Annotated in this window: 15 protein-coding genes; 5 read left to right on the top strand and 10 right to left on the bottom strand. The window is 73.9% G+C overall.

Going from position 1 to position 22,838, the window contains the following annotated elements:
* Positions 1–2: 2 nt before the first annotated feature.
* From ABD419_RS22565 to ABD419_RS22550, 4 genes are read right to left on the bottom strand one after another with little or no spacing between them, the layout of a single operon-like run.
* Entirely contained in the window at positions 3–2,114 is a 2,112-nt protein-coding gene (locus tag ABD419_RS22565) for a glycoside hydrolase family 2 protein (protein WP_344491551.1), read from the bottom strand.
* A 3-nt stretch (positions 2,115–2,117) separates the two neighbouring features.
* A complete protein-coding gene (locus tag ABD419_RS22560) occupies positions 2,118–2,978 on the bottom strand; it encodes a carbohydrate ABC transporter permease (RefSeq protein WP_344491548.1) in 861 nt (286 codons plus the stop codon).
* Positions 2,979–2,980: 2 nt separating this feature from the next.
* The gene (locus ABD419_RS22555) at positions 2,981–3,835 is read right to left on the bottom strand and encodes a carbohydrate ABC transporter permease (protein WP_344491545.1); all 855 of its coding nucleotides are present in this window, start codon (positions 3,833–3,835) and stop codon (positions 2,981–2,983) included.
* Positions 3,836–3,894: 59 nt separating this feature from the next.
* Positions 3,895–5,250: an ABC transporter substrate-binding protein gene (locus tag ABD419_RS22550; RefSeq protein ID WP_344491542.1), complete on the bottom strand. Its 1,356-nt coding sequence runs from the start codon at positions 5,248–5,250 to the stop codon at positions 3,895–3,897.
* An 82-nt stretch (positions 5,251–5,332) separates the two neighbouring features.
* On the opposite strand from ABD419_RS22550, the gene ABD419_RS22545 reads away from it, so the two are divergent.
* Both ABD419_RS22545 and ABD419_RS22540 read left to right on the top strand, forming a co-directional pair.
* Complete coding sequence (locus ABD419_RS22545; protein WP_344491539.1) at positions 5,333–6,346, top strand: LacI family DNA-binding transcriptional regulator; 1,014 nt, start codon at positions 5,333–5,335, stop codon at positions 6,344–6,346.
* A gap of 138 nt (positions 6,347–6,484) precedes the next feature.
* A complete protein-coding gene (locus tag ABD419_RS22540; protein WP_344491536.1) occupies positions 6,485–8,152 on the top strand; it encodes a ricin-type beta-trefoil lectin domain protein in 1,668 nt (555 codons plus the stop codon).
* 45 nt (positions 8,153–8,197) lie between these two features.
* On the opposite strand, the gene ABD419_RS22535 is transcribed toward ABD419_RS22540, so the two are convergent.
* The 3 genes from ABD419_RS22535 to ABD419_RS22525 form a co-directional block, all read right to left on the bottom strand.
* A complete protein-coding gene (locus ABD419_RS22535) occupies positions 8,198–9,973 on the bottom strand; it encodes an ABC transporter ATP-binding protein (protein ID WP_344491533.1) in 1,776 nt (591 codons plus the stop codon).
* Between the two features lie 51 nt (positions 9,974–10,024).
* Positions 10,025–11,083, bottom strand: a complete 1,059-nt coding sequence (locus ABD419_RS22530; protein ID WP_344491530.1) for a glucose 1-dehydrogenase — start codon at positions 11,081–11,083, stop codon at positions 10,025–10,027.
* Positions 11,084–11,179: 96 nt separating this feature from the next.
* Positions 11,180–12,106, bottom strand: coding sequence for an NAD-dependent epimerase/dehydratase family protein (locus ABD419_RS22525; protein ID WP_344491527.1), 927 nt, complete (start codon positions 12,104–12,106; stop codon positions 11,180–11,182).
* A gap of 108 nt (positions 12,107–12,214) precedes the next feature.
* Here ABD419_RS22525 and ABD419_RS22520 point away from each other — a divergent pair, with 108 nt between their 5' ends.
* Entirely contained in the window at positions 12,215–12,778 is a 564-nt protein-coding gene (locus ABD419_RS22520; protein WP_344491525.1) for a TetR family transcriptional regulator, read from the top strand.
* Here the strand turns inward: ABD419_RS22520 and ABD419_RS22515 are convergent.
* Together ABD419_RS22515 and ABD419_RS22510 are read right to left on the bottom strand one after the other, a co-directional pair.
* On the bottom strand, positions 12,775–13,839 hold the full coding sequence (locus tag ABD419_RS22515) for a hypothetical protein (RefSeq protein ID WP_344491522.1): 1,065 nt from the start codon (positions 13,837–13,839) through the stop codon (positions 12,775–12,777). The two genes, ABD419_RS22520 and ABD419_RS22515, sit on opposite strands and share 4 nt — an antisense overlap.
* 198 nt (positions 13,840–14,037) lie before the next feature.
* Positions 14,038–15,720: a D-apionate lactonase family protein gene (locus ABD419_RS22510; RefSeq protein WP_344491520.1), complete on the bottom strand. Its 1,683-nt coding sequence runs from the start codon at positions 15,718–15,720 to the stop codon at positions 14,038–14,040.
* 142 nt (positions 15,721–15,862) lie between these two features.
* On the opposite strand from ABD419_RS22510, the gene ABD419_RS22505 reads away from it, so the two are divergent.
* Complete coding sequence (locus ABD419_RS22505; protein WP_344491517.1) at positions 15,863–17,077, top strand: cytochrome P450; 1,215 nt, start codon at positions 15,863–15,865, stop codon at positions 17,075–17,077.
* A 49-nt stretch (positions 17,078–17,126) separates the two neighbouring features.
* Positions 17,127–18,074: a phosphotransferase gene (locus ABD419_RS22500; protein ID WP_344491514.1), complete on the top strand. Its 948-nt coding sequence runs from the start codon at positions 17,127–17,129 to the stop codon at positions 18,072–18,074.
* Between the two features lie 42 nt (positions 18,075–18,116).
* On the opposite strand, the gene ABD419_RS22495 is transcribed toward ABD419_RS22500, so the two are convergent.
* Positions 18,117–22,703 (bottom strand): ATP-dependent helicase, encoded by a 4,587-nt coding sequence (locus ABD419_RS22495; RefSeq protein ID WP_344491511.1) that lies wholly within the window; start codon positions 22,701–22,703, stop codon positions 18,117–18,119.
* Between the last annotated feature and the right edge of the window lie 135 nt (positions 22,704–22,838).

The raw sequence follows: 22,838 nt of genomic DNA, 5'->3' as shown, positions 1-22,838 counted from the left end.
GCTCAGGCGAGGCCGGGGCGGGGGGCGTCCGCGAACTCGCCGGGGCGGGCGCCGCGGCGGTTCGGGGGCTCGACCTCGGCGGCGTCGAGGAAGGCGCGGGCGAGGACGCGGCCCTCGTCGTCGGCGAGCCACACGAGGAGGCGCGCGGGGCCGTCCACGGCGGGGACGGCGAGCGCGACGGCGGGCGAGAGCCGGAACGGGTCGGCCTTGACCGGGTCGGAGACCGTGTCGGGGGCCGGGACGGCGGTGCCGAGCGGGGCGCCGGCGGCGACCCAGGCGGCCTGGACGGTGCCGGAGACGGCGGCGGGCCCGTGGTGGGAGACGTGCACGTCGACGCTGAACGCGGCCGCGGGGGCGGCGACGTCGGCGCCGGCGGCGAGCGGGACCAGGTCGAGGACGAGGACCGTGTCGGCGTTGACGTCGGCGGGGACGGCCCCGCCCCAGTCCTTGGGGCGCCGGTCGGCGTCGAGGAGGCCGGCGGCCTCGTGCTCGACGTCGGCGAACTCGGTGTAGACGTACCCGGCGAAGCGGTCGTGGCGGCGCAGCTCCTGGGTCTCCCAGCGCAGGTGCCAGGTCCGTTCGAGGCTGGTGAAGCCCTCGCCGTACTCGCTGTTGACGACGGGGACGCCGACGCGCGGGAAGGCGTCGTCGCCGTACAGGGATTTGTCGACGACGAAGTCGGGGCCGAGGCGGACCGGGAAGTCCTCCTGCTCGCCGGAGGCGAGGCGGGCGACGGCGTCCTTCCACTTCCCCAGGTGCGGTTCGTAGTAGTGCCAGTCGAGGAGGTCGGTGCGCACGTGGGACCAGCCGGAGTTCTCCACGATCGGGCGGGTGGCGTCGAGTTCGCGCAGCCGGTCGTAGGCGCGGACGGCGGCCTCGGTGCGGGCGGCGCTGCCGGGAATGTCCCAGTCGAGGCCCCACTCCTCGTTGTAGAGGCCCCAGATGACGATGCTGGGGTGGTTGCCGTCGCGCTCGACCATGGCGGGCAGCTGGGCCTCGAACGCGGCGGCGGCCTCGGGCGAGAAGCGGCTCGGGCAGGCGGGCTCGGCCCAGACGAGCATGCCGGTGCGGTCGGCCTCGTGGAGCCACAGGGGCTCCTCGAACTTGAGGTGCTTGCGGACCAGGTTGTAGCCGAGGCCGCGGGCGAGTTCGAGGTCGTGCAGGAGCGCGGCGGCGTCGGGGGCGGTGAGGCCGGTGTCGGGCCAGTAGCCCTGGTCGAGGACGCCGCGGAGGTAGATCCGCTCGCCGTTGAGGTGCAGCTCCTCGCCGCGGGCCTCGAAGCGGCGCAGGCCGGTGGTGGCCGCGACGCGGTCGGCCGCGTCACCGTCGCCGGTGCGGACTTCGACGCGGTACAGGTGCGGGCGCTCGGGGCTCCACAGGACGGGGTCGGCGATGTCGATGCGGCCCTTGGCGACGCCGTCGGCGTCAGCAGTGAGGGTGATGGTCTCGCCGGTGTCGGCGGCGGCGGTCACGGCCGTCCCGGCGGGGGCGTCGCCGGCGAGGACGACGGTGACGTCGATGCCGGTGAGGGAGTCGCCGCGCAGGACCACGGATTCGGCGTAGGTGCGGCCGCGGGCTTCGAGCCACACGGTCTGCCAGATGCCGGAGGTGGGCGTGAAGGAGACGCCGTCGTAGTCGTCGCGCGGGATCGACCGCTGCTTGCCGTGGGCGATGGCGCGCTTGTCGGCGGGGGCGGTGACCTCGACTTCGAGGACGGCGGGGACGCCGGGGGCGAGCGCGTGGGTGACGTCGAACTCGAAGGACTCGTACCCGCCGGTGTGCTCGCCGACGAGGGTGCCGTCGATGCGGACGGCGGCGTGGTGGTGGACCGCGCCGAAGCTGAGGACGGTGCGGGCGCCGGCCCAGTCGCCGGGGGCGGTGACGGTGCGGCGGTAGGTCCCGTGCTCGAGCCAGGTCCGCCGCACCCCCGAGGCACGGCTCTCCCACGCGAACGGGACCGTGATCGGGCCCTCGTAGCCGTCGGCGGCGAAGTCCCAGGCGCCGTTGAGGTTCTGCCAGCGCGCCGAGCGGTCCCGGTCGGGGCGGGGGTACTCCGCTCGCGGAGTACCAGGAGGCACGGTCTCCGGGCGAGGCGTCTCGGGTGGGAGGGTCATGCGTCAGCCTTTCACGCTGCCGGCGAGGATGCCGTTGATGAAGTGCCGCTGGAGCAGGATGAACAGCACCAGCAGCGGGATGAGTGCGACGGAGCTCGCCGCGAGCAGTTCGCCTGTGACGGTGGCGTAGTCGGCGCCGATCCGGTTGCCGGTGATGTTCTGCGCGAGGGTGGAGAGCACGACCTGGAGGGTCGCCATGCGCTCGGTGCTCGCGGCCACCACGGGCCAGACGAAGTCGTTGTAGATGTTCATGACGGTGAGGACGCCGAGGCCGGCGAGGCCGGGGCGGATGACGGGGACGACGACGCGCCAGAAGATGGCGAACTCGCCGCAGCCGTCGACGCGGGCGGCGTCGAGGAGCTCGTCGGGGACGGCCGAGATGACCTGCCGCATCCAGAAGATCGCGAACGCGTCGACCGCGCCGGGGAGGATGAGCGCCTGGTAGGTGTTCACCCAGCCGAGCTCCTTCATCTCCAGCAGCAGCGGGATGATGAGGACGATCGTCGGGAGCATGAGGGTGATGAGGACGGCCCCGAAGACGAGGTGCTTGCCGGCCCACTGGTACTTCGCGAACGCGAAGGCCGCGAGCGGGGCGAAGAACATGGTGGCGGCGCCTTTGAGCAGGAGCACGACGGCGGTGTTGAGGAAGCCCTGTCCGATAGGGACGTCCTGGAACATCGCGGTGTAGTTGTCGAGCGTGAAGGTCGTGACGTCGAAGGTCAGCGGCGAGCGGACGATGTCGTCGGCGGGTTTGAACGCCGAGAGCAGCGCCCAGGCGACGGGGAAGAGGAAGGCGGCCAGCAGGAGCATCAGGAACAGGTGCGAGCCGATGCGGAGCCGGGTGCGTTCCGGGTTGGCGGCCATCGTCAGTCCTTCGCTCGCAGCAGGCGGACGAACAGGAGCGAGAGCGCCATGACGAGCACGACCAGGAGGAACGAGTTGGCCGCGCCGGTGCCCAGGTCCGCCCGGGTGATGTGGTTGTAGAGGTAGTAGCCGGCGGTGGTGGTGGAGCCGTACGGGCCGCCCTGGGTGACCACGAACGGCTCGGCGAACATCTGGAACACCGCGAGCGTCTGGAGGACGACGGCGAAGCCGATGGTGCGCCGCAGGAGCGGGACGGTGATGCTCCACAGCTGCCGGGCCTTGGAGGCGCCGTCGAGGTCGGCGGCCTCGTAGATGGAGGCGTTGATCGACTGGAGCCCCGAGAGCAGGATGATCACGATGAACCCGGTGGTCTTCCACAGGAACAGCAGCGCGAGCGTCGGCTTGGACCAGGCGCTGGTGGTGAGCCAGCCGGTGTCGGGGAGTCCGAAGAGGCCGAGGAACGCGTTGACGGCCCCGTAGCGCTGGTCGAACAGGACGACCCAGATCTGGGCGACGGCCACCAGCGGGGTCACGAACGGGACGATGAACGCGACCCGGTAGAGCCCGCGCAGGCGCAGCTTCGCGTTGTTGAGCAGGACCGCGACGAGGATGCCGAGGACGATCTGGACGGGGACGATGAGCAGCCACAGGACCGCGGAGTTCCCCAGGGAGGACCAGAACGCGGGATTGGTGAGCAGGTACGTGTAGTTGTCCCAGCCGACCCAGGTGGCGGCCCCCGTGCCGCGCCAGTCGGTGAAGCTCAGTCGGGCGGTGAAGAACAGCGGGTAGACGCTGAAGGCGACGAAGACCGCGACGAAGGGGAGCACGAACACGTAGGGCGCCAGGCGCCGGCGCATGCGGGGCCCGCGCCCGGCGCGAGGGGCGCGCCGGGTCGCGGGCGGGGCGGCGAGGGCCGTCACTGGCGGTCGACCAGGTTCGTCTGGATGTCCTCGCTGGACTGGGCGAGGACCTCCTGGGGGGTCATGTCGCCGTCGAGCATCCGCTGGACGTTGTTGCCGAGGTAGTCGACGGCGCCGGCCCACCAGGCGGGGGTGGGCGTGCCGCCGGGGATCTGGGCGCCGGCCTCGGTGGCGACGGTCCACAGGTCCTGGCCGCCGAGGGCGGTGATCTCGGTGTACAGGGGCTTGGCGGGGTCGGCCGCGGGCGTGTAGCTGGGGATGGAGGTGGCGAGGCCTTCGGGGTAGACGTCGCCGGGGCCCCACACGGCGGTGTAGCCGGCCTCGTCGAACATGAGGAACTCGTAGAAGAGCCAGGCGAGGTCGGCGTTCGGGCCGTCCTTGGGGAGGACGAACGAGGAGCCGCCCATGGCGCCGGAGCGGGCGCCGCCGGCGTCCCACGCGGGGAGCTGGGCGGCGCGCCAGTCGCCGGCCGTCTCGGTAAGGACCTGCTGGGGCGCGAAGGAGAACCAGATGGCCCACGGGTAGAAGACCTGGTTGCCGTTGTCGAGTTCGGCGATGTCGGTGGGCGTCAGGTACTCGGCGCGGGTGCCGAGGCCTTCGGAGCGGATGGTGTCGAGGAACGTGAGGATGCGCTCGAACTCGGGGGTGTCGAGGCGGAGGGCCCCGTCGGCGTCGGCGATGGAGGTGCCGAGCTGGCTCGCGTACATCTCCAGCTGGAGCTGGCCGAGGAACGCGGACTGCTCCAGGTGGATCGGCGCGGACCCGGGCACGGCGGCCTGGTAGTCGCGGGCGGCCTGGAGGAGGTCGTCGTAGGTGGCGATGGCGGCCACGTCGATCCCGGCGGCCTCGAGGGCAGTCGCGTTGTAGAACAGCAGGCCGGGGTCGAGGTCGAAGGGGACGCCGTAGACGCCGCCGGCGACGGTGTTCACGTCGAGCTTCTGCTGGGCGATGTCCGCGGCGTAAGGGGCGAGCACGTCGCTGAGGTCCCACAGGTAGTCGGTGAAGCCGCCGACCTTGGCGTCGTCGAGGAAGACGCCGTCGGGCACGTCGGCGCCGGTGATGAGGGTGTTCTGGAGCTTCGCGTCGATGTCGACGGCGACGTGGTTGACCGTGATGTCCGGGTACTTCGCGTTGAAGTCGGCGATGACGCCCTCGAAGACCTCGAAGAGGTCGCCGGAGCGGTCCCAGATCGTGATCTCGCCTTCGGTGCGGTCGGGGGCCTTGAGGAGGCTCGAGCCGCCGGATTCCCCGTCGGAGGCGATGTCGGGTCCGCACGCGGCGAGGGCGGGTGCCCCGGCGGCGAGGGCGGCGGACGCGAGCAGGGCGCGTCGCCGGAGGAGATGGCGTTGCATGGAACACTCCCTTGTGTGATTTTCCAACGTGTGCAAAACCTAGCACCCCTTTGCCGACGTTGCAAACGGTAGGATGGGCAGTATGCCGGCAACACTTCGCGACGTCGCCGAACTGGCGCAGGTCTCCGTCCGCACCGTGTCCAATGTCGTGAGCGGATACGCCCACGTCAGCGAGCGAATGCGCCAGCGCGTGCTCGCCGCCATCGAGGAACTCGACTACCGCGCCAACCCCGTGGCGCGCACCCTCCGCACCGGCCGCACGGGGATGCTCGCGCTCGTGGTGCCCGAGATCGACGTACCGTACTTCAGCGAGCTCGCCCGGGACGTGATCGACGCGGCCGCCGAGTTCGGATACCGCGTGATGATCGACCAGACCGGGCACGACCACGAGCGTGAGCGGCGCCTGCTCATGGGCGACGACCGCACGATGCTGTTCGACGGCATCCTCTTCAGCCCGCTGGTGACCAAGTCCGAGCTGCTCGACATGCACCGCTCCGAGCACATGCCCCTGGTGCTCCTGGGCGAGCACGAGTTCGACGGCCGGTTCGACCACGTGGCGATCGACAACGTGCAGGCCGCGCGGGACGCGGTCGCGCACCTGGTCGGAAGCGGGCGCACCCGCATCGCCGCGATCGGGGCGCAGCCGCTGGAGGAGTACTCCACGCCGCTGCTGCGCACCGCCGGGTACGAGGCGGCCCTGGAGGAGGCGGGGCTGGAGGCGCCGCCGGAGTACGCCACCGCGGCGCCGCACTACAGCCGCACCGACGGGTACGAGGCGGCGACCGCGCTGCTGGCGCTCTCGCCGCGGCCGGACGCGATCTTCTGCTTCTCGGACCTCCTGGCGGTGGGGGCGATGCGCGCGGTCTTCGACGCCGGGCTCAGCGTCCCCGAGGACGTGGCGGTGGTCGGCATCGACGACATCGAGGAGGGCCGGTTCGCGCGACCCTCGCTGTCGACGGTCTCGCTCGACACGCCGTTCATCGCCCGCGAGGCGGTCCGCCGGATCGCCGCGCGCATCGACGACCCCGAGGCCCCGGCCGAGGAGGTCGTGGCGCCGCACCGGCTCGTGGTCCGCGAGAGCACGGCCGCGGCGTAAGGAACCGTCGACGCCCCCGACTGCCAGGGCCGGGGGCGTTTTGTCATGGAAACCGCCTCTTGCAACGTAGGCAAATTACTGGCATGGTGTTTGCAACGTCTGCAAAGATGCGGACCGACTCCACAGGAGGCAACCCCCATGACGGTGACAAGACAGTGGGCCGCCAAGGCCCGCCGCTGGGCCGCCCTGCTCGCGGCCGCGATCCTCGCCGCGGCCGGGGCGCAGGCCCTCATCGCCGCCCCGGCCGAGGCCGCGTACCCGGGCACGGTGCTCTACTCCCCCAACCTGGGGACCTACCCGAGCGGCACCGCCGGGTACCCGCGCGCCATCGGCCTCGAGCACGACGGCTCCGCCAACGAGACCATGCTCGCCACGTTCGCCAAGGGCGGCCACGGCTCCGCGGCCACCACGCTGCCGATCTACCGCTCCACCAACGGCGGCACCAGCTGGTCGCAGATCTCCGAGATCAGCTCGAACACGCCCGGCTGGGACATCGAGGCGCCCACCCTCTTCGAGGTCCCGCGAAACATCACCGGGCTGAACGCGGGCGACCTGCTCGCCGCCGGCACGGCCTGGGACGTGGGCAACTACTCGGCGCAGAAGGTCGAGGTCTTCAAGAGCACCAACGGCGGCACGAGCTGGACGTTCCTGTCCAACTGCACCTCGACCTCGGGCCAGCCGAACGGGTGGGGCCACGGCATCTGGGAGCCGACGTTCCTCGTCGCCGACAACGGCACCCTCGCGTGCTTCATCTCCGACGAGCGGCCGTCCAACAGCGCCACCAACAACCAGAAGATCGCGCACTACACCTCGACCAACGGCGGCGCGAGCTGGAGCTCGGGCATCCAGGACGACGTGGTCTTCCCGGCCGACAACCTGCTGCGCCCGGGCATGCAGACCTTCGCCGAGCTGCCCGACGGGCGCTTCGTCATGAGCTACGAGCTGTGCCGCGACGCCACCAACGCCGACCACGCGTGCGAGGTCTACATCAAGTACTCCGACGACGGCCTGAACTGGGGCGCGGCGGGCGACCGCGGCACCCTGGTGCAGACCTCCGACGAGCGGGAGCTGCTGCACACCCCGTACGTGTCGTGGACGCCCGCGGGCGGCCCGAACGGGACGCTCCTCATCTCGGGCCAGCGCGTGGTCGCGGGCCCGACCGGGAACAAGACCGTGCTCGCCGAGTCCGGGGCGGTGCTGTTCGCCAACCGGAACCTCGGCGCGGGCGACTGGTTCGAGGCGACCACGCCGGTCACCGTGAACCCGACCGGCGGGTACTCCTCCGGCCCCTCCTGCCCCGGTTACTCGACGCCGGCGATCCCGCGCGAGAACGGCACGAGCTACCTGTACCTGGCCGCGACCTGGCTGGGCCAGAACAACCAGTGCGAGGTGCGCTTCGGGATCGGCACGGTGCCCGGCGCGACGGGCGCGGTGGTGAACCCGCAGACGGGCAAGTGCCTCGACGTAGACACCAACACCTCGACGAACGGGAACCGCGCGCAGATCTACGCGTGCGGCACGGCCTCGGGCCAGGACTGGTCGCGGTACGCCGACGGCTCGCTCCGGGCCTTCGGCAAGTGCCTCGACGTCGACGCGCAGGGCACGGCGAACGGCACGCCCGTGCAGCTGTGGGAGTGCAACGGCTCCGGCGCCCAGATCTGGACGCCGCAGTCGAACGGCTCCCTGCTGAACCCGCAGTCGGGCCGCTGCCTCGACATCTCGGCGGGCGGCACCGCCGACGGCACCAAGCTGCAGATCTACGACTGCAACGGCCTCTGGACCCAGGTCTGGAACCTGCCCGCGTAGCACGGGGGTGAAGGGGGCGGGCCGCGCATGCGCGGCCCGCCCCCTTCAGCGTGCGCCGGACTGGGTCAGGTGCATGCGGGCGTAGCGGCCGGAGGCGTCGAGGAGTTCGGTGTGGGAGCCCTGTTCGACGATGCGGCCGTGGTCGAGGACGACGATGACGTCGGCCTGGCGGATCGTGGAGAGCCGGTGGGCGACCACGAGGGTGGTGCGGCCGCGCATGAGGCGGCCCAGGGCCTCCTTGACGAGCTCCTCGGCCTCGGGGTCGAGCGCGGAGGTGGCCTCGTCGAGCAGGAGGATGCGCGGGTCGCGGACCAGGGCGCGGGCGATGGCGAGGCGCTGGCGCTGGCCGCCGGAGAGGCGGGCGCCGCGCTCGCCGACGACGGTGTCGAGGCCGTCGGGGAGGTGGCGCACGAACTCCCAGGCGTTGGCGTCCTGCAGGGCCGCGGTGATGCGGTCCTCGTCGGCGTCGGGCATGCCGTAGCCGACGTTCTCGCGGATGGTGCCTTCGAAGAGGACGGACTCCTGCGGGACGACGGAGGTGAAGCGGCGGGCGGTGCGCAGGTCGAGCTCCTGCATGTCGACGCCGTCGAGGAGGATGCGGCCGGAGGTGGGCCGCACGAAGCCGAGGACCAGGTTGAGCAGGGTGGACTTGCCCGAGCCGGAGGAGCCGACGAAGGCGACGGTGGTGCCGGCGGCGACGTCGAGCGAGACCCCTTGCACCGCTTCGGACTCGGCCCCGGCGTACCGGTGCGAGACGTCTTCGAGGACGAGGCGGCCGGTGACGGCGTCGACGGGGCGCTTGCACTCGTTCTGCTCGATGTCGGGGTCCTGGAGGACCTCGGCGATCGAGCGGACCGACTCCATGCCGCGGGCGCCGATCGGGATGAGCATGAGCAGGTTGGTGAGGCCCTGGGTCAGGAGCGCGAAGTAGGTCGACAGGAGGACGACCTCGCCGGGGCTGATGGGGAGGAACCCGGTGATCGCGAAGACGGCGGCGACGCCGAGGCAGCCGACGCCGAGGACCTGCATGGTGACCCAGGAGATCGAGGCGACGTGCCCGTTGAGCATGTCGAGGTGGAGGCCGGCGCGGCGGACGCCGTCGGCGCCGCTGGCGACCCGCGAGACCGCGGTCTGCTCCAGGCCGTGGGCGCGGGTGACGGGGATGAGGGAGGCCATCTCGCCGACGCGGGCGGCGAAGCCCTCCATCTCGCGGCGGAACCGCTCGTTGCGGGCGCGCGAGCGGCGCTTGAGGGCGGCGCGCAGGCCGATGGCGATGGGGACGGTGAGTGCGTAGATCGGCAGGAACTGCGGGACCGCGATGGCGGTCATGGTGATCGCGCCGCCGAGGACCATGACCGAGGACAGCGCCGGGTGGGTCATCTGCTGGAGCATCTGCTCGACGTTCTCGACGTCGCGCACGACCTTGTTCTGGACGATGGAGGCGCTGGTGCGCGTGTAGTAGCCGATCGAGAGGCTCTGGAGGCGCGCGGCGAGGGCGTTGCGCAGGTCGGCGCCGGTGTCGCGCACGACGGTCATGAAGTTGCGGGTGTACACGATGTGGTTGGGGTAGTTCTGGACCAGCAGGAGGACGGCGAGGCCGAGCCAGCCGAGGACGGCGGTGACCGACCCGTCGGTCGAGACGAGGTCGATGATCGCCGCGGTCACGACCGGGAGGAACCACAGCGGGACCTCCTTGACCGCGAACGCGGCGAACGCCGCGGTGAGCCGCCAGGGGCGCCGGGCCAGGAGGCGGAGGACGGATCGGGCGGGACGGGCGCCGTCGAGCATGACCGCACGGTGAGCAAGCGCTTTCGGGTGCATGAGCCGATCGTACGGTTCGACCGGCCGTCCGGCAATCGGGATCGGAGCCCGTCAGGCGGCGCCCTCGATGTCGATGACGACCTTGACCTCGCCCGAGCCGGCGTGGAAGGCGTCCTGGTACTCCCCCAGCGGCACCCGTTTCGTGATGAGGCCCTTGAGGAAGTCGCGGTCGGACTCGGCGAGCGCGGTCGCGGCCCGCGCGCAGTGGTCGAGGTTGGCGTTGACCGAGCCGACGACGACGTCGTTCTCCAGGACGATGTCGCGGTTCAGGCTGCCCGCGTCGACGTTCACGCGCCGCCCCGCGGGCGAGACGCCCGTCAGGCAGGTGACGCCGAACGCGCCCGTCGCGGCCATCGCGTCGAACACGAGCGCCTCGGCGCCGGTGGCCTCGATGACGATGTCGGGCACGACCGCCTCGATCGCCTTGGGGAACCCCTCGTAGTGGTAGGTGGCGCCCAGCGAGCGGACCAGGTCGGGCTTGTGCCCGTCGGCGGCGCGGTCGAGGACGTGCACGTCGAGCCCGCGCTGGGCGCCGATGAGCGCGGCGAGGAGCCCGATCGGCCCGGCGCCGGTGACGAGCACCGACTTCGGGTCGAACCAGGAGCGGCCGCCGACCTTGTCGATCTGCTCCCAGGCCTTGACGAGGACGCTCATCGGCTCCAGGAGCACGCCGACGTCGGCGAGCGAGGGGTCGAGCTTGACGGCGTAGTCGGCCTCCACGGTCCACACTTCGCTGGCGTAGCCGTGGATCTCCTTGATGCCGCGCTCGGTGTACTGCCCGTTGCGGCAGTTGTCGAACAGGCCGCGGGCGCACGCGCCGCACGGCTCGGGGTCGGGGCGGCGGACGACGCCGACGACGAGGTCGCCCGGCGCGAACCCGCTGCCCTCGGGGGCCTCGCGGACCCGGCCGAGCGACTCGTGCCCGATGATGAGGCGGTCGGCCCCCGGCGGGGCCCAGCCGTAGTCGCCGTCGGCGAGCTCGCGGTCGGTGCCGCACACCCCGAGCGATACGGCGTCGACGAGCAGCTCGCCCGGACCGGGCACCGGCTCGTCGACGTCCTCCAGCTTGAGCGACCCCTTGACGCCGGGCTCGACAGTCAACGCGCGCATGGCATGCACCTCCCCGTTCAGCTCCGAAACCACATCAGTATGCGTGCTTCGGGCGGATCTATCCGGCGCTTGGGGAAGTAGCCGCGGCGGGCGCGGTTATTCGCCCTGCGGCGAACCGAGCGCGAAGTAGTGGCCCTTGTCGAGGTCGTCGAGAAACCCCGGGCGCGTCGGGGTCCAGCCGAGGAGCTCGCGGGTGAACGCGCTCGACGCGGCCCGGTCGGCGCCGACGAAGCCCGCGAGCCAGCCGAAGTGGGCCGCCGCGTCCTCCGGCGCGATCGAGGCGGTCGGGACGCCGAGGCCGCGGCCGATGACCGCGGCGAGGTCGCGGATCGCGACCCCCTCGTCGGCGACGACGTGGAGCGTGGACCCGGCGGGGGCCCGCTCGACCGCGAGGCGGAGCAGGACCGCGGCGTCGGCGCGGTGGACGCCGGACCACCGGTTGGCGCCGTCGCCGAGGTAGCCCGCGACGCCCTTGTCGCGGGCGGTGGCGACGAGCGTCGCGGTGAAGCCGGGGTCGCCCTCGCCGTAGACGATCGGGAAGCGGAACACCATCGAGCGGACGCCGCGGGCGGCGAGGCCGAGGGCGTACTCGGCGACGGCGAACCGGGCCGCCGGGCCGGTGGTGGCGGCGTCGGTGTCGTGGCCCTGGTCCTCACTGGTGGGGCCGCCGTCCGACACGGGAACCCCCGAGGCGATGCCGAAGGCCTTGCCGGAGCCGGCGAGGGCCTCGCCGATCGCCTCGACGGCGGCGCGGTCGGCGTCGACCGCGTCGTCGAAGCGGCCGGAGAAGGCGATGTCGTGCTTGAAGGCGAGGTGGACGACGGCGTCGGCGGCGAGGGACTCCTCGCGCAGGACGTCGAGGTCGTCGATGGTGCCGCGGCGGACCTCGACCCCGGCCGCGGCGAGCGCGGCGGCGGAGGCGTCGGAGCGGGCGAGGCCGGTGACGGCGTGGCCCGCGGCGAGGAGCTCGCCGGAGACCGCGGAGCCGATGAAACCGGACGCACCGGTGATGAAGACACGCATGAAGGAGACCTCCTGGTGGTGGGGCCGGACGATCCCGGCCTGATGTCAGTGCCTGACATCAACCGTAGCACCGTCATGTCAGTGCCTGACATCGGTAGGATCGCCACCATGGGACGCTGGGAGCCGAACGCGCGCGGACGCCTCGAGGAGGCCGCGATGGCGCTGTTCACCGAACGCGGGTTCGAGCAGGTCACCGTCGCCGAGATCGCCGGGCGGGCCGGGCTCACCGAGCGGACCTTCTTCCGGCACTTCGCCGACAAGCGCGAAGTCCTGTTCCCTGACGCGAACCCGCTCGTCACCGGGTTCGCGGCGGCGATCGAGGCGGCGCCGCCGTCCACCGAGCCGATGGAGACGGTCGCCGAGGTCCTCAAGGCCGTCGCCGCGTTCTTCACCGACCGGCACACATACGCGCGGCAGCGTCAGGCGGTGGTCGCCGGGAACGCCGAACTGCGCGAGCGCGAAGCGGTCAAACTCGCGTGGCTGGCCGACACGCTCGCGGCGGGTCTGCGCCGGCGGGGCGTGGCCGAGCCCGCCGCGAGCCTGGCCGCCGAGTCCGGCGTGGCGGTGTTCAAGGTCGCCTACGCCCAGTGGGTCGCCGACCCCGAGCCGAGTGACCTGGGCGAGCTCATGCGACTGGTGCTGATCGAGCTCAAGGGCATGAACTGCCGTTAGACGCCGAGCACCTCGTCCAGGCGCGCGGCGCGGGCGTCCATGTCGGCGAGCGCGAGCGGCTCGGCGAGGTCGGGGGCGACGCCCGCCACGGCCTCGCGGGCGGCGTCGGTGAAGTGGACGGTGCCGTCGGCGTCGACGCGCTCGACGCCGTCGCCGCGGGCCATCCGCTCGTTGAAGGCGATCGCGTCCTCGATGGACTCGTCGCGCGGGAGGTCGAGTTCGACCGCGCCCGCCTGGATGCGGACCGGGTAGCCGCCCGGGAGCCCGCCGGGCGAGGGCACGGACCAGCGCAGGACCCGGGACTCCGGCAGCAGTGCCTCCAGGACTGGCAGCGTGGCCGCGGCGGTGAGGAAGTTCCAGCGCAGGCCCGGGTCGATCGCCGGGGCGCGGTAGGCGGCGGCGTCGTCGCGGCGGCCCTCCTCGCCGAGGTAGACGCGGCAGCGGTCCTCGGGCCCGGGGTCCGCGGCGGTCATGACGGGCGTCAGCTGCGAGTGGTGGCCGACGACGCGCACGAGCGGCGGGATCACGCCGCCGGTCTCCTCGCGCAGGACCGCGCGCACGCGCCGGAGCACCATCCCGGCGTTGCCGAGGCCCAGCGTGGGCGCGAGGCCGGCGCGCTCCAGGACCGGGCCGGTCACGTCGGGGAAGGACAGGTTCGCGACCGGGACGTCGAGGCCCGCCTCGCGGACCGCGCGCATCACGTTGAGCACCACGGGGACCTGGTACGGCAGCCGCAGGCCGAGACCGGCGGCGGCGACGGCCTTCGCGGCCGGGTCGCCGCGATCGGCCAGCGCCCACGGGCTGCGCAGCGAGGCGCACTGGACGACCAGGTCGGGGCGGACGCGGCCGAGGAGCTCGGCGACGTCGTCGGGGCGGGTGGCGTCCAGGGGCGCGCCTTCGACGAGGCAGTCGGCGGCGCTCGCGAGCGTCGCGGCGGTCTGGCCCACGTTCACCTCGGACCGGCTGGCGACGACCAGCCGCCCGACGAACCCGCTCGCGGCGAGGCCCGCGGCCACGCGGTCCCCCATGTCGCCCAGTCCGATGACCAGCACAGTGCTCATGTTCCCGATTTTATGGCACGGTCCGAATGCGACGACGGGTTCGGCCGCGGCGGGAGACGGCCGCGCCACGGGCGGCCGGGGTGGGCGAGGTCGGGGGCGTTGCGGAGCTGGACGCGCCGGGACGGGTCGAGGACGGGCGGCGCGGGCCCCTGGACTGGTCGACGTCGCCGTGCGCGCGGAGCGGCGTGCCGTCGGCCCCTAGTCGACGACGGCCCAGCCGAGGGGGCCGAGGACGAGGGTGAGCTCCTCGCCGGCGAAGGCGATCGTGCAGGTGCGGGGGCGGCGGTCGAGGTTGGCGACGGCGATGCGGACGCGGGAGGCGGTGCGGGAGCCGAGGGCCCAGACGTGCTCGTCGGGGTGCTCGGCCCACAGCAGCTCCCCCGCGGACATGTCGTCGAGGGTCTCCAGGACGGCCGCGACGGGGTAGGGGTCGCCCGCGGCGGAGCGGATGCCGCGCGGGCCCCACTCCTCGTACCAGGCGAGGCCCGCGACGCCGGGGACGGCGAGGGCGGCGGCCGCGGCGATCGTCCAGGCGGCCAGGGGGTCGTCGCGCTGGCGCGGGTCGGCGGCGCCGGTGAACTCGGCGCCGTAGCCGTCGGCGAGGTCCGGGCGCGTGGACATGAGCTGCGCGCCGGTGCGGGTGTCGTCGAAGCGGGGCCGCAGCGTGATCGGTCCGATGAGGACCAAGCGGCCGCCGGCGTCGGCGACGGCCTGGCGGGCGACCTGGCGCTGCACCGGGACGGAGGCGAGGAGCTGCTCGGTGCCGGTGTCGCGGGACAGGGGCGCGACGGCGAAGGCGAGTGCCTCGGTGTCCTCGGGGACTCCGGCCGGGTCGCGGTGCAGGGCGGCGAAGTGGGACCGGGTGCCGCCGACGAGCGGCGGGTGGAGTCCGGCGGCGGCGAGGGCCGTGCGGAGGGCGTCGAGGGCGGCGGCGCTGGTGAGGTGAGTGTCGGGGTCGAAGGCGGCGATGCGCGCGACGGCGTGGGGCGCGAGGAAGTCGGTGAGGATCGCGAGGTCCGATCCGGACCAGGGGACGGTGACGCGGACGTCGAGCGGGAGGCCGGGGCTCGCGGCGCGTTCGAGGGCGGCGTGCCAGTTCGGGGTGCGGAGGTCGAGTTCGACCAGCACGGTGCCGCCGAGGAGCGGGAGGTCCGGGGCGGGGTCGGCGTCGGAGCTCGGCGCGGTGGCGGCGCCGAGGGCGATCTCGGGGAACAGGCCGCCGGGGGCGAGGACGAGGCGCGTGCGGGACTCGGGTCCGGGGGCGGGGCCGCGTGGCGCGACGGTGAGGACGAGGCGCTGGCGGAGGGGTCCGGCGGCCGGGCGCGGGCCGGTCTCGTAGGCGGCGTCGGCCCGGCCGCGCGGGTCCGCCATCGTGCACGCGGCGCCGGTGAAGGCGAGGTCGACGGCGAGGCCGCCGTGCTCCCAGGCGAGGGCGGCGACGTCGGCGACCGGCGGGCGCGGGCCGATGCGCACCGGGAAGGCGGTGTCCTCGACGGTGCCGTCGGGGCGGCGGGCGCGCAGCGCGGTCCCGGCGAGCCTGGCGGAGTGGCGGGCGACCAGTGCGACTTGGAAGGCTTGCGGCGCTTCGGGGTCGGCGTCGAGTTCGAGCGTGATGGTGAGCGTGTCGCCTGCGGGGCTCGCGGTGAGGGTGCCGCGGAGCGGCGCGCCGTCGCAGTGGAGGGCGAGGCGGAGCGCGTCGGCGTCGTCGATGACTTCGGCCTGCCAGGTCGCGGCGTTGCCGTCCTGGTCCTGGGCGGCGGCGCGGACGCCGGAGAGGACGGGCCGGCCGTCGTAGGCGAGGTCGGTCAGGTCGCCGCCGCGCCGCTCGATCGACCAGGGCCCGTGGCGCCAGGTCGCGGTGTCGGTCTGCCAGGTGCGCATGCCAGAGGGTAGCCAAGCCGGTGCGGCGGGCGGGCCGCCGGTGCGGCCGTTCGGATCGGGCGCGGGGAGGCTTGCGCGCACGCGTATACGTATATTATGTTTATACGCAGAAAGGCACCGCGACTGCGACGAGGAGCACCCGATGACCGACACCGTCCCCTACGGCATCCCGCTTGACCGCGAGACCCGCTACGACCCCCCGGCCGCCCTCATGGCCCTCCACCGCGAGGCCCCGCTGCGGCGCCTGCGCTACTTCCCCGACGGCACGCTCGGGTGGATCGTCACCGACCACCGCCTGGGCCGCAAGGTCCTCGCCGACCCGCGCTTCAGGTCCCGACTCGTCGCCCCGATCAAGGTGCCGATTCCGATGCCCCAGGTCGAGGCCATGGGCGACTACGCGGGCCCGCTGCCGGTCACGCCCGGCATGTTCATCGAGATGGACGGCGCGGACCACACCCGCCTGCGGCGCAAGCTCACCGGCGTCTTCACCGTCCGCCGGATGCGGCTCCTGGAGCCGCGCGTCGCCGAGATCGTGGAGGAGCGCCTCGACGCGCTGGAGGCGGCCGGCGGCGGCGCCGACCTCGTGGCCGAGTTCGCGCTCCCCGTGCCGGCCCTGGTGATCTCCGAGCTCCTCGGGGTGCCGCGCGCCGACCAGGACCACTTCACCGGTGACGCCGCCACGGTCATGACCATGACCGTCTCCGCCGAGGAGAAGGCCGAGGCGAGCATGCGCATCATGGGGTTCATCGCCGGGCTCGTCGCCGCCAAGCGGGCCGAGCCGCAGGACGACCTGCTCTCCGACCTCGCCGCCGACGCGGACCTGTCGGAGGAGGAGGTCGTCGGCATGGCGATGCTCCTGCTCGTCGCCGGGCACGAGACCACCGCGAAGATGATCGGCCTCGGCACCATGGCGCTGCTGGAGAACCGCGACCAGTGGGACCTCCTGCGCGAGCGGCCCGAGCTGATGGCGAACGCCGTGGAGGAGCTGCTTCGCTACGTCGGGGTCATCCACACCGGCATCATCCGCCAGGCCGCGGAGGACTTCGAGTTCGAAGGCGAACGGATCGCCGCCGGGGAGTTCATGACCGTCTCGGTGCAGACCGCCAACCGCGACGGCGCGCACTTCGACGAAGCGGACGTGTTCGACGTCGCCGGAGACGCCAAGGGCCACATGACCTTCGGGCACGGCGTCCACCAGTGCCTCGGGCAGCAGCTCGCCCGGGTCGAGATGCGCATCGCCTTCGAGCGCCTCATCCGGCGCCTGCCGGGCCTGCGCCTGGCCGTGCCCGCCGCGCAGGTGCCGCTGCGGACCGACCAGAACTTCTACGGTGTCGGCGAACTCCCGGTGACCTGGTAGCGGGGAAAACCGATTGGCGGAACCGGCTCGGGCCCCTAGCGTGGACCCGGTGAAGACCGCCATCTCCAGCGAGGAGGCCGCGCAGGCGATGCGCGGCCTCCTCGGCTCCGTTCACGACTGGACCCCGCTCGCCGAAGGCGAGGTCTCCCAGGCGTTCGCCTTCCGCTCGGACGGGCGCGACCTCGTGCTGCGCATCGCGCCCCGGCGCGTGGGCTTCGACAAGGACGCCTGGGCCGCGCGCGCCCTCGCCGGCACGAAGGTGCCCGTTCCCGAGGTCCTGCACGTCGGACCGATCGGCGAGGGCGCGTACTGCTGCGTCTCCGAGCGCCTCGGCGGCGTCCACCTCACGACCTCCGACGAGGCCCACCAGCGCCGCTGCGCCCCGGCCGTGCGCGCGGTGGTCGAGGACATCGCCGCGACCGACCTCGGCGACTCCGCGGGCTGGGGCTCCGTCGACCCCGCCACGGGCGACGGCGCGGCCCCGGACTGGACCGCGCAGCTCCGCTCGCTCCTCCCCGAGAACTGGGATTACCTGGAGGACCGCGCCGACCGCGAGATGGCCGAGGAGCTGACGGCGACGGCCCTCGGCATCACCGCGTCGATCCCGCTGGAGCGCCGGCTCATCCACGGCGACCTCAACCCCGGCAACTACACGGTCGAGGGCGACGCGATCGCCGGAGTGTTCGACTGGGAGGCCGTCATGATCGGCGACCCCTTGTGGGAGCTCGCCCGCTACGTGCTGTGGGCCCCGGTCATGCCGAGCACCCGCATCCAGGCCGACCACGAGCTCGACCTGCTGGCCGGGCGCGGGATCGAGCAGCGGCTGCGCGCACTCGTGATCGTCAACGGGCTCTGGTCGATCGACATCTACCGGGGCATGGCCAACGCCCCCGCCGTCCAGCTCATGCTCAACCGCCTCCCGTTCTTCCGCGAGGAGCCGCGCCCGCTCGACACCGGGCGCGAGGACTACTGGCTGCGCCTGGGGCGGCGCCGGTGAACGAGGGGCCGGTCCGTCGGCTGGCGGAGCCGGCGCCGACGCTCAGGGGCGCACGCGGAAACCCTGCGGCGTCGGGTGGAACCCGGCCGCCCGCAGGCTTGGGGCGAGCGGTGAGCCCGGCGCGAAGTCGTCGTTGACGCGTTCGATGTGGAGGGCCCCGGCGCGGCCCGCGCGGACCGCCTCGGCGAGGGCCGCGACGGCGGCCGGCAGGCGCGGGTCGTCCTCGATCGCCGATGCGGGCCAAGCGAGGAGGCTCTTGCCGCCGCGTTCGAGGTAGAGGGCGAGCTCGCCGCCGACGAGGACCACGAGGGCCCCGGCCTTGCGACCCGGCTTGTGGCCCGAGGCCGGCTCGGGCCAGGGCAGGGCCGCGCCGTAGGCGTTCGCCGGGTCGGCGGCGGCCAGGACCACCGCCGGGCCCGGTTCGGCGCGGTCGGTCGCGGTGGCGCGCAGGCGGTCGACCGCGCCCTCGACGGCGAACTGGGCCGCGCCCAGGCCGTCCACGACGTAGCCGCGGCGGGCCCGCCCGGACTCCTCGAACGCCGACAGCACCCGGTAGACCTTCGCGAAGCCGCCGTCGACCCCTTCGGCCGCGACGGCGCCGCGGGTGACGACGCCGTGCCGGTCGAGCAGGGTGTGGGCCAGCGCGTGAGCGCGGACGGTCGGGTCGGGCTCGGCGGCGGGCAGCAGGGACCAGCGGCCCGCGACGGTGGGGCCGCTCGGGGCGGCCTGCTGGAGGCCGCGCCAGCCGCCGCCGTAGCGGGCGCGCGGGGCGGCGCGCCGGGCCCGGTGGGCCGTGGCGCCGGGGGTGCGGCCGGAGCTCAGGAGGGCCCGCAGGGGCGCGAGGGTGTCGTTGGTGATCCGTCCCGACCAGGCTAGGTCCCACAGGGCGGCGGTGAGGTCGGCGTCGGCGGCCCCGGCGTGGCCGCCGTCGCGGACGCGGTCGGCGAGCTGGCGGAAGAACAGGCCGTAGCCGCCGTCCAGGGCGTCGAGGACGGCGCCGTGCAGGCCCGCGGTGTCGAGGTCCCGCGGCGGGGGCAGGAGCAGCGGGGCGGTCTCGGCGGGGTAGAGGGCGATCCAGCCGTCCGTGCCGGGGAGCGCGCCCGCGCCGGCCCAGACGACCTCGCCGGAGGCGGTCAGTTCGTCGAGCATCGCGGGGCGGTAGTCGTCGACGCGGCCGGGGAGGACGAGCCGCTCCAGCGCGGAGGCGGGGACGGCGGCGCCCTGGAGCTGCTCGATGGCGCGGGCGAGGCCGTCGGTCCCTTCGAGGCGCTCGCCGGACTCCTTGCCGCCCAGGTGCTGCCAGCGCGGCAGGAACTCGGCGAGGGCGGTGGGCGGGACGGGTTCGAGCTCTTTGCGGAGGGCGGCGAGGGAGCGGCGGCGCAGGCGGCGGAGAACGCCGGCGTCGCACCATTCGAGGTGCTCGCCGCCGGGCCGGAACTCGCCTTCGACGAGGCGGTCGGGGGCGATGCGGCGGAGGGCGCGTTCGGCGACGGCGGGGCCGAGGCCGTGCCGGGCGGCGGCCTCGGTCGCGGTGAAGGGGCCGTGGGTGCGGGCGTAGCGGGCGAGGAGGTCGCCGAGGGGGTCCTCGACGGGTTCGGTGAAGGCGTCGGGGAGGTCCGCGGGGAGGGCGGTGCCGAGGGCGTCGCGGAGGCGGCCGGCGTCCTCGACGGCGGCCCAGTGGGGGCGTCCGGCGAGGTCGGCGCGGAAGGCGCGGCCGGTGTCGGCGAGGGTCGCGGCCCAGGCGGGGTCGGCGCCGCGGGCGGCGAGTTCGGCGTCGGTGAGGGGGCCGAGGACGCGGAGGAGGTCGGCGACGCCCTCGGCGTCGCGGACGCGGCGGTCCGCGGTGCGCCACTGGAGTTCGGCCTCCACTTCGGCGAGGACCGCGGGGTCGAGGAGGTCGCGGAGCTCGACCTGGCCGAGGAGGTCGGCGAGGAGGCGGGAGTCGAGGGAGAGGGCGGCGGCGCGGCGCTCGGCGAGCGGGGTGTCGCCTTCGTACATGAACTGGGCGACGTAGCCGAAGAGGAGGGAGCGGGCGAAGGGCGAGGGTTCGGCGGTGGCGACCTCGACGAGGCGCACGTCGCGGGAGCGGAGGTCGGTCATGAGCTCGGTGAGGCCGGGGACGTCGTAGACGTCCTGGAGGACCTCGCGGACGGCTTCGAGGATGATCGGGAAGGACGGGTACCGGCCGGCGACCTCCAGCAGCTGGGAGGAGCGGAGCCGCTGCTGCCACAGGGGCTGGCGCTTGCCGGGCTGGCGGTGCGGGAGCAGGAGCGCGCGGGCGGCGGCCTCGCGGAAGCGGGAGGCGAACAGGGAGGTGCCGGAGACGGCGCGGGTGACGGTGTCGGCGATGGTCGCGGGGTCGAAGAGGAGGTCGTCGGCGCGCAGGAGCGCGTCGGCGAGGTCGCCGTCGGGCAGTCGCAGGACGATGCCGTCGTCGTGGTGCATGAGCTGGGGGTCGACGCCGTGGCGGTCGCGCAGGCGCTCGCCGATGGCGAGGGCCCAGGGGGCGTGGACTTGGGCGCCGAACGGGGAGTGGACGACGACGCGCCAGTCGCCGGTCTCGTCGCGGAAGCGCTCGATGACGACGGTGCGGTCGTCGGGGACGTGCCCGGTGGCCTCGCGCTGCTCGGCGAGGTAGGCGATGGCGTTGCGGGCGGCGAAGTCGTCGAGGCCGGCGGCGGCGAGGCGGGCGTGGGCGGCGGGGTCGTCGAGCGCGGCGAGTTCGCGCACGAACTCGCCGAGGCCGCGGCCGAGTTCGAGGGGGCGGCCGAGGCCGTCGCCGTGCCAGAACGGGAGGCGGCCGGGCACGCCGGGGGCGGGGGCGACCATGACGCGGTCGCGGGTGATCTCCTGGATGCGCCAGGAGGAGGTGCCGAGGGTGAAGACGTCGCCGACGCGGGACTCGTAGACCATCTCCTCGTCGAGTTCGCCGACGCGGCCGCCGCCGCGCCCGGTGGCGGCCCCGGCGAGGAACACGCCGAAGAGGCCGCGGTCGGGGATGGTGCCGCCGGAGGTGACGGCGAGGCGCTGGGCGCCGGGGCGGCCGGTGACGGTGCCGGCGGCGCGGTCCCAGACCAGGCGCGGGCGCAGTTCGGCGAACGCGTCGGAGGGGTAGCGGCCGGCGAGCATGTCGAGGACGGCGTCGAACGCGGAGTCGGGGAGGGACGCGAAGGGCGCGGCGCGGCGGACGAGGCCGAGGAGCTCGCCGACGTCCCATTCGTCCATGGCGGCGATGGCGACGAGCTGCTGGGCGAGGACGTCGAGGGGGTTGGCGGGGACGCGGAGGGCCTCGATGCGGCCTTCGCGCATCCGCTCGGCGACGACCGCGGACTGGATGAGGTCGGAGCGGACCTTGGGGAAGAACACGCCGCGCGAGACGGCGCCGACCTGGTGCCCGGCGCGGCCTACGCGCTGGAGGCCGGAGGCGACCGAGGGCGGGGCCTCGACCTGGACGACGAGGTCGACCGCGCCCATGTCGATGCCGAGTTCGAGGCTGGAGGTGGCGACGACGGCGGGCAGGCGCCCGGCCTTGAGGTCGCCTTCGACCTCGGCGCGCTGCTCCTTGGAGATGGAGCCGTGGTGGGTGCGGGAGAGGACCGGCGGCGCGCCCGCGGCGGCGCCGGAGCCGCCCATGGTCGCGGCGGGCCCGTGGTCCTCCGGGAGCGGGGCGCCGTGGCGGCGCTCGTATTCGATCTCGTTGAGGCGGTTGGAGAGGCGTTCGGCGACGCGGCGGGCGTTGGCGAAGACGATGGTGGAGCGGTGGGCCTCGATGAGGTCGACGATGCGCTCCTCGACGTGGGGCCAGATCGAGCCGGCCCGGCGCGGGTCGGGCGAGGAGGGCGAGGCGGGGGCGTCGCCGAGCGCGGACATGTCCGCGACGGGGACGACGACCCGCAGGTCCCAGCGCTTGTCGGAGGGCGGCTGCACGATCGCGACGTCGCGGCTCGGGGACAGGAACCGGGCGACCTCGTCGACGGGGCGGACGGTGGCGGAGAGGCCGACGCGGCGGGCCGGCCGGTCGAGGCGGGCGTCGAGGCGCTCCAGGGAGAGCGCGAGGTGCGCGCCGCGCTTGGTGCCGGCGACGGCGTGGACCTCGTCGAGGATGACGGTCTCGACGCCGGCGAGCGCGTCGCGGGCGCCGGAGGTGAGCATGAGGAACAGCGACTCGGGGGTGGTGATGAGGATGTCGGGCGGCCGGTTGGCGATCGAGCGGCGCTCGTGCTGCGGGGTGTCGCCGGAGCGGATCGCGACCCGGATCTCGGGGAAGGGCAGGCCGAGGCGGGCGGCCTCCTCGCGGATGCCGTCGAGGGGCGCGGCGAGGTTCCGCTCGACGTCGACGCCGAGGGCCTTGAGCGGGGAGAGGTAGAGGACGCGGCAGCGGTGCTTCGCGTCCTCGGGCGGCGGCGCCGCGGCGAGGGCGTCGAGGGCCGACAGGAACGCGGCGAGGGTCTTGCCCGAGCCGGTGGGCGCGACGACGAGGGCGTCCCGGTCCTCCCCCAGGGCCTCCCAGGCGCCCTGCTGGGCGGCGGTCGGGGTGCCGAAGGCCCGGTCGAACCAGGCGGCGGTGGCCGGTGAGAACCGCGCGAGCGACGGGTGGGGGCCGGCGGCGCGCGGTGCTCTCGGGGACATGGGTCCAATGGTGCCCCGCGGGACCGACACCGGCCCCGGATTCGCGCGGACGGCCCCGCCGGGGGCGCGTCAAGAAGGCGTATGGATCGCCGCGGCCGGTGTCAAGAACGCGTATGGATTCACGTGAATACGCCC

This window comes from Glycomyces endophyticus, from assembly GCF_039531525.1.
In the GTDB taxonomy this organism is placed as follows: Bacteria; Actinomycetota; Actinomycetes; order Mycobacteriales; family Micromonosporaceae; genus Glycomyces; species Glycomyces endophyticus.
The sequence above is the reverse complement of the archived record's forward strand: the minus strand, read 5'-3'. Positions and strand labels throughout refer to the sequence as shown.

Bases quoted from the DNA above. Each gene is read 5' to 3' on its own strand.
- ABD419_RS22510 (WP_344491520.1), bottom strand. From the start codon at position 15,720: ATGCGCACCTGGCAGACCGACACCGCGACCTGGCGCCACGGGCCCTGG.
- ABD419_RS22565 (WP_344491551.1), bottom strand. From the start codon at position 2,114: ATGACCCTCCCACCCGAGACGCCTCGCCCGGAGACCGTGCCTCCTGGT.
- ABD419_RS22520 (WP_344491525.1), top strand. From the start codon at position 12,215: ATGGGACGCTGGGAGCCGAACGCGCGCGGACGCCTCGAGGAGGCCGCG.
- ABD419_RS22540 (WP_344491536.1), top strand. From the start codon at position 6,485: ATGACGGTGACAAGACAGTGGGCCGCCAAGGCCCGCCGCTGGGCCGCC.
- ABD419_RS22550 (WP_344491542.1), bottom strand. From the start codon at position 5,250: ATGCAACGCCATCTCCTCCGGCGACGCGCCCTGCTCGCGTCCGCCGCC.
- ABD419_RS22535 (WP_344491533.1), bottom strand. From the start codon at position 9,973: ATGCACCCGAAAGCGCTTGCTCACCGTGCGGTCATGCTCGACGGCGCC.
- ABD419_RS22530 (WP_344491530.1), bottom strand. From the start codon at position 11,083: ATGCGCGCGTTGACTGTCGAGCCCGGCGTCAAGGGGTCGCTCAAGCTG.
- ABD419_RS22505 (WP_344491517.1), top strand. From the start codon at position 15,863: ATGACCGACACCGTCCCCTACGGCATCCCGCTTGACCGCGAGACCCGC.
- ABD419_RS22555 (WP_344491545.1), bottom strand. From the start codon at position 3,835: ATGCGCCGGCGCCTGGCGCCCTACGTGTTCGTGCTCCCCTTCGTCGCG.
- ABD419_RS22560 (WP_344491548.1), bottom strand. From the start codon at position 2,978: ATGGCCGCCAACCCGGAACGCACCCGGCTCCGCATCGGCTCGCACCTG.
- ABD419_RS22545 (WP_344491539.1), top strand. From the start codon at position 5,333: ATGCCGGCAACACTTCGCGACGTCGCCGAACTGGCGCAGGTCTCCGTC.
- ABD419_RS22525 (WP_344491527.1), bottom strand. From the start codon at position 12,106: ATGCGTGTCTTCATCACCGGTGCGTCCGGTTTCATCGGCTCCGCGGTC.
- ABD419_RS22515 (WP_344491522.1), bottom strand. From the start codon at position 13,839: ATGAGCACTGTGCTGGTCATCGGACTGGGCGACATGGGGGACCGCGTG.
- ABD419_RS22495 (WP_344491511.1), bottom strand. From the start codon at position 22,703: ATGTCCCCGAGAGCACCGCGCGCCGCCGGCCCCCACCCGTCGCTCGCG.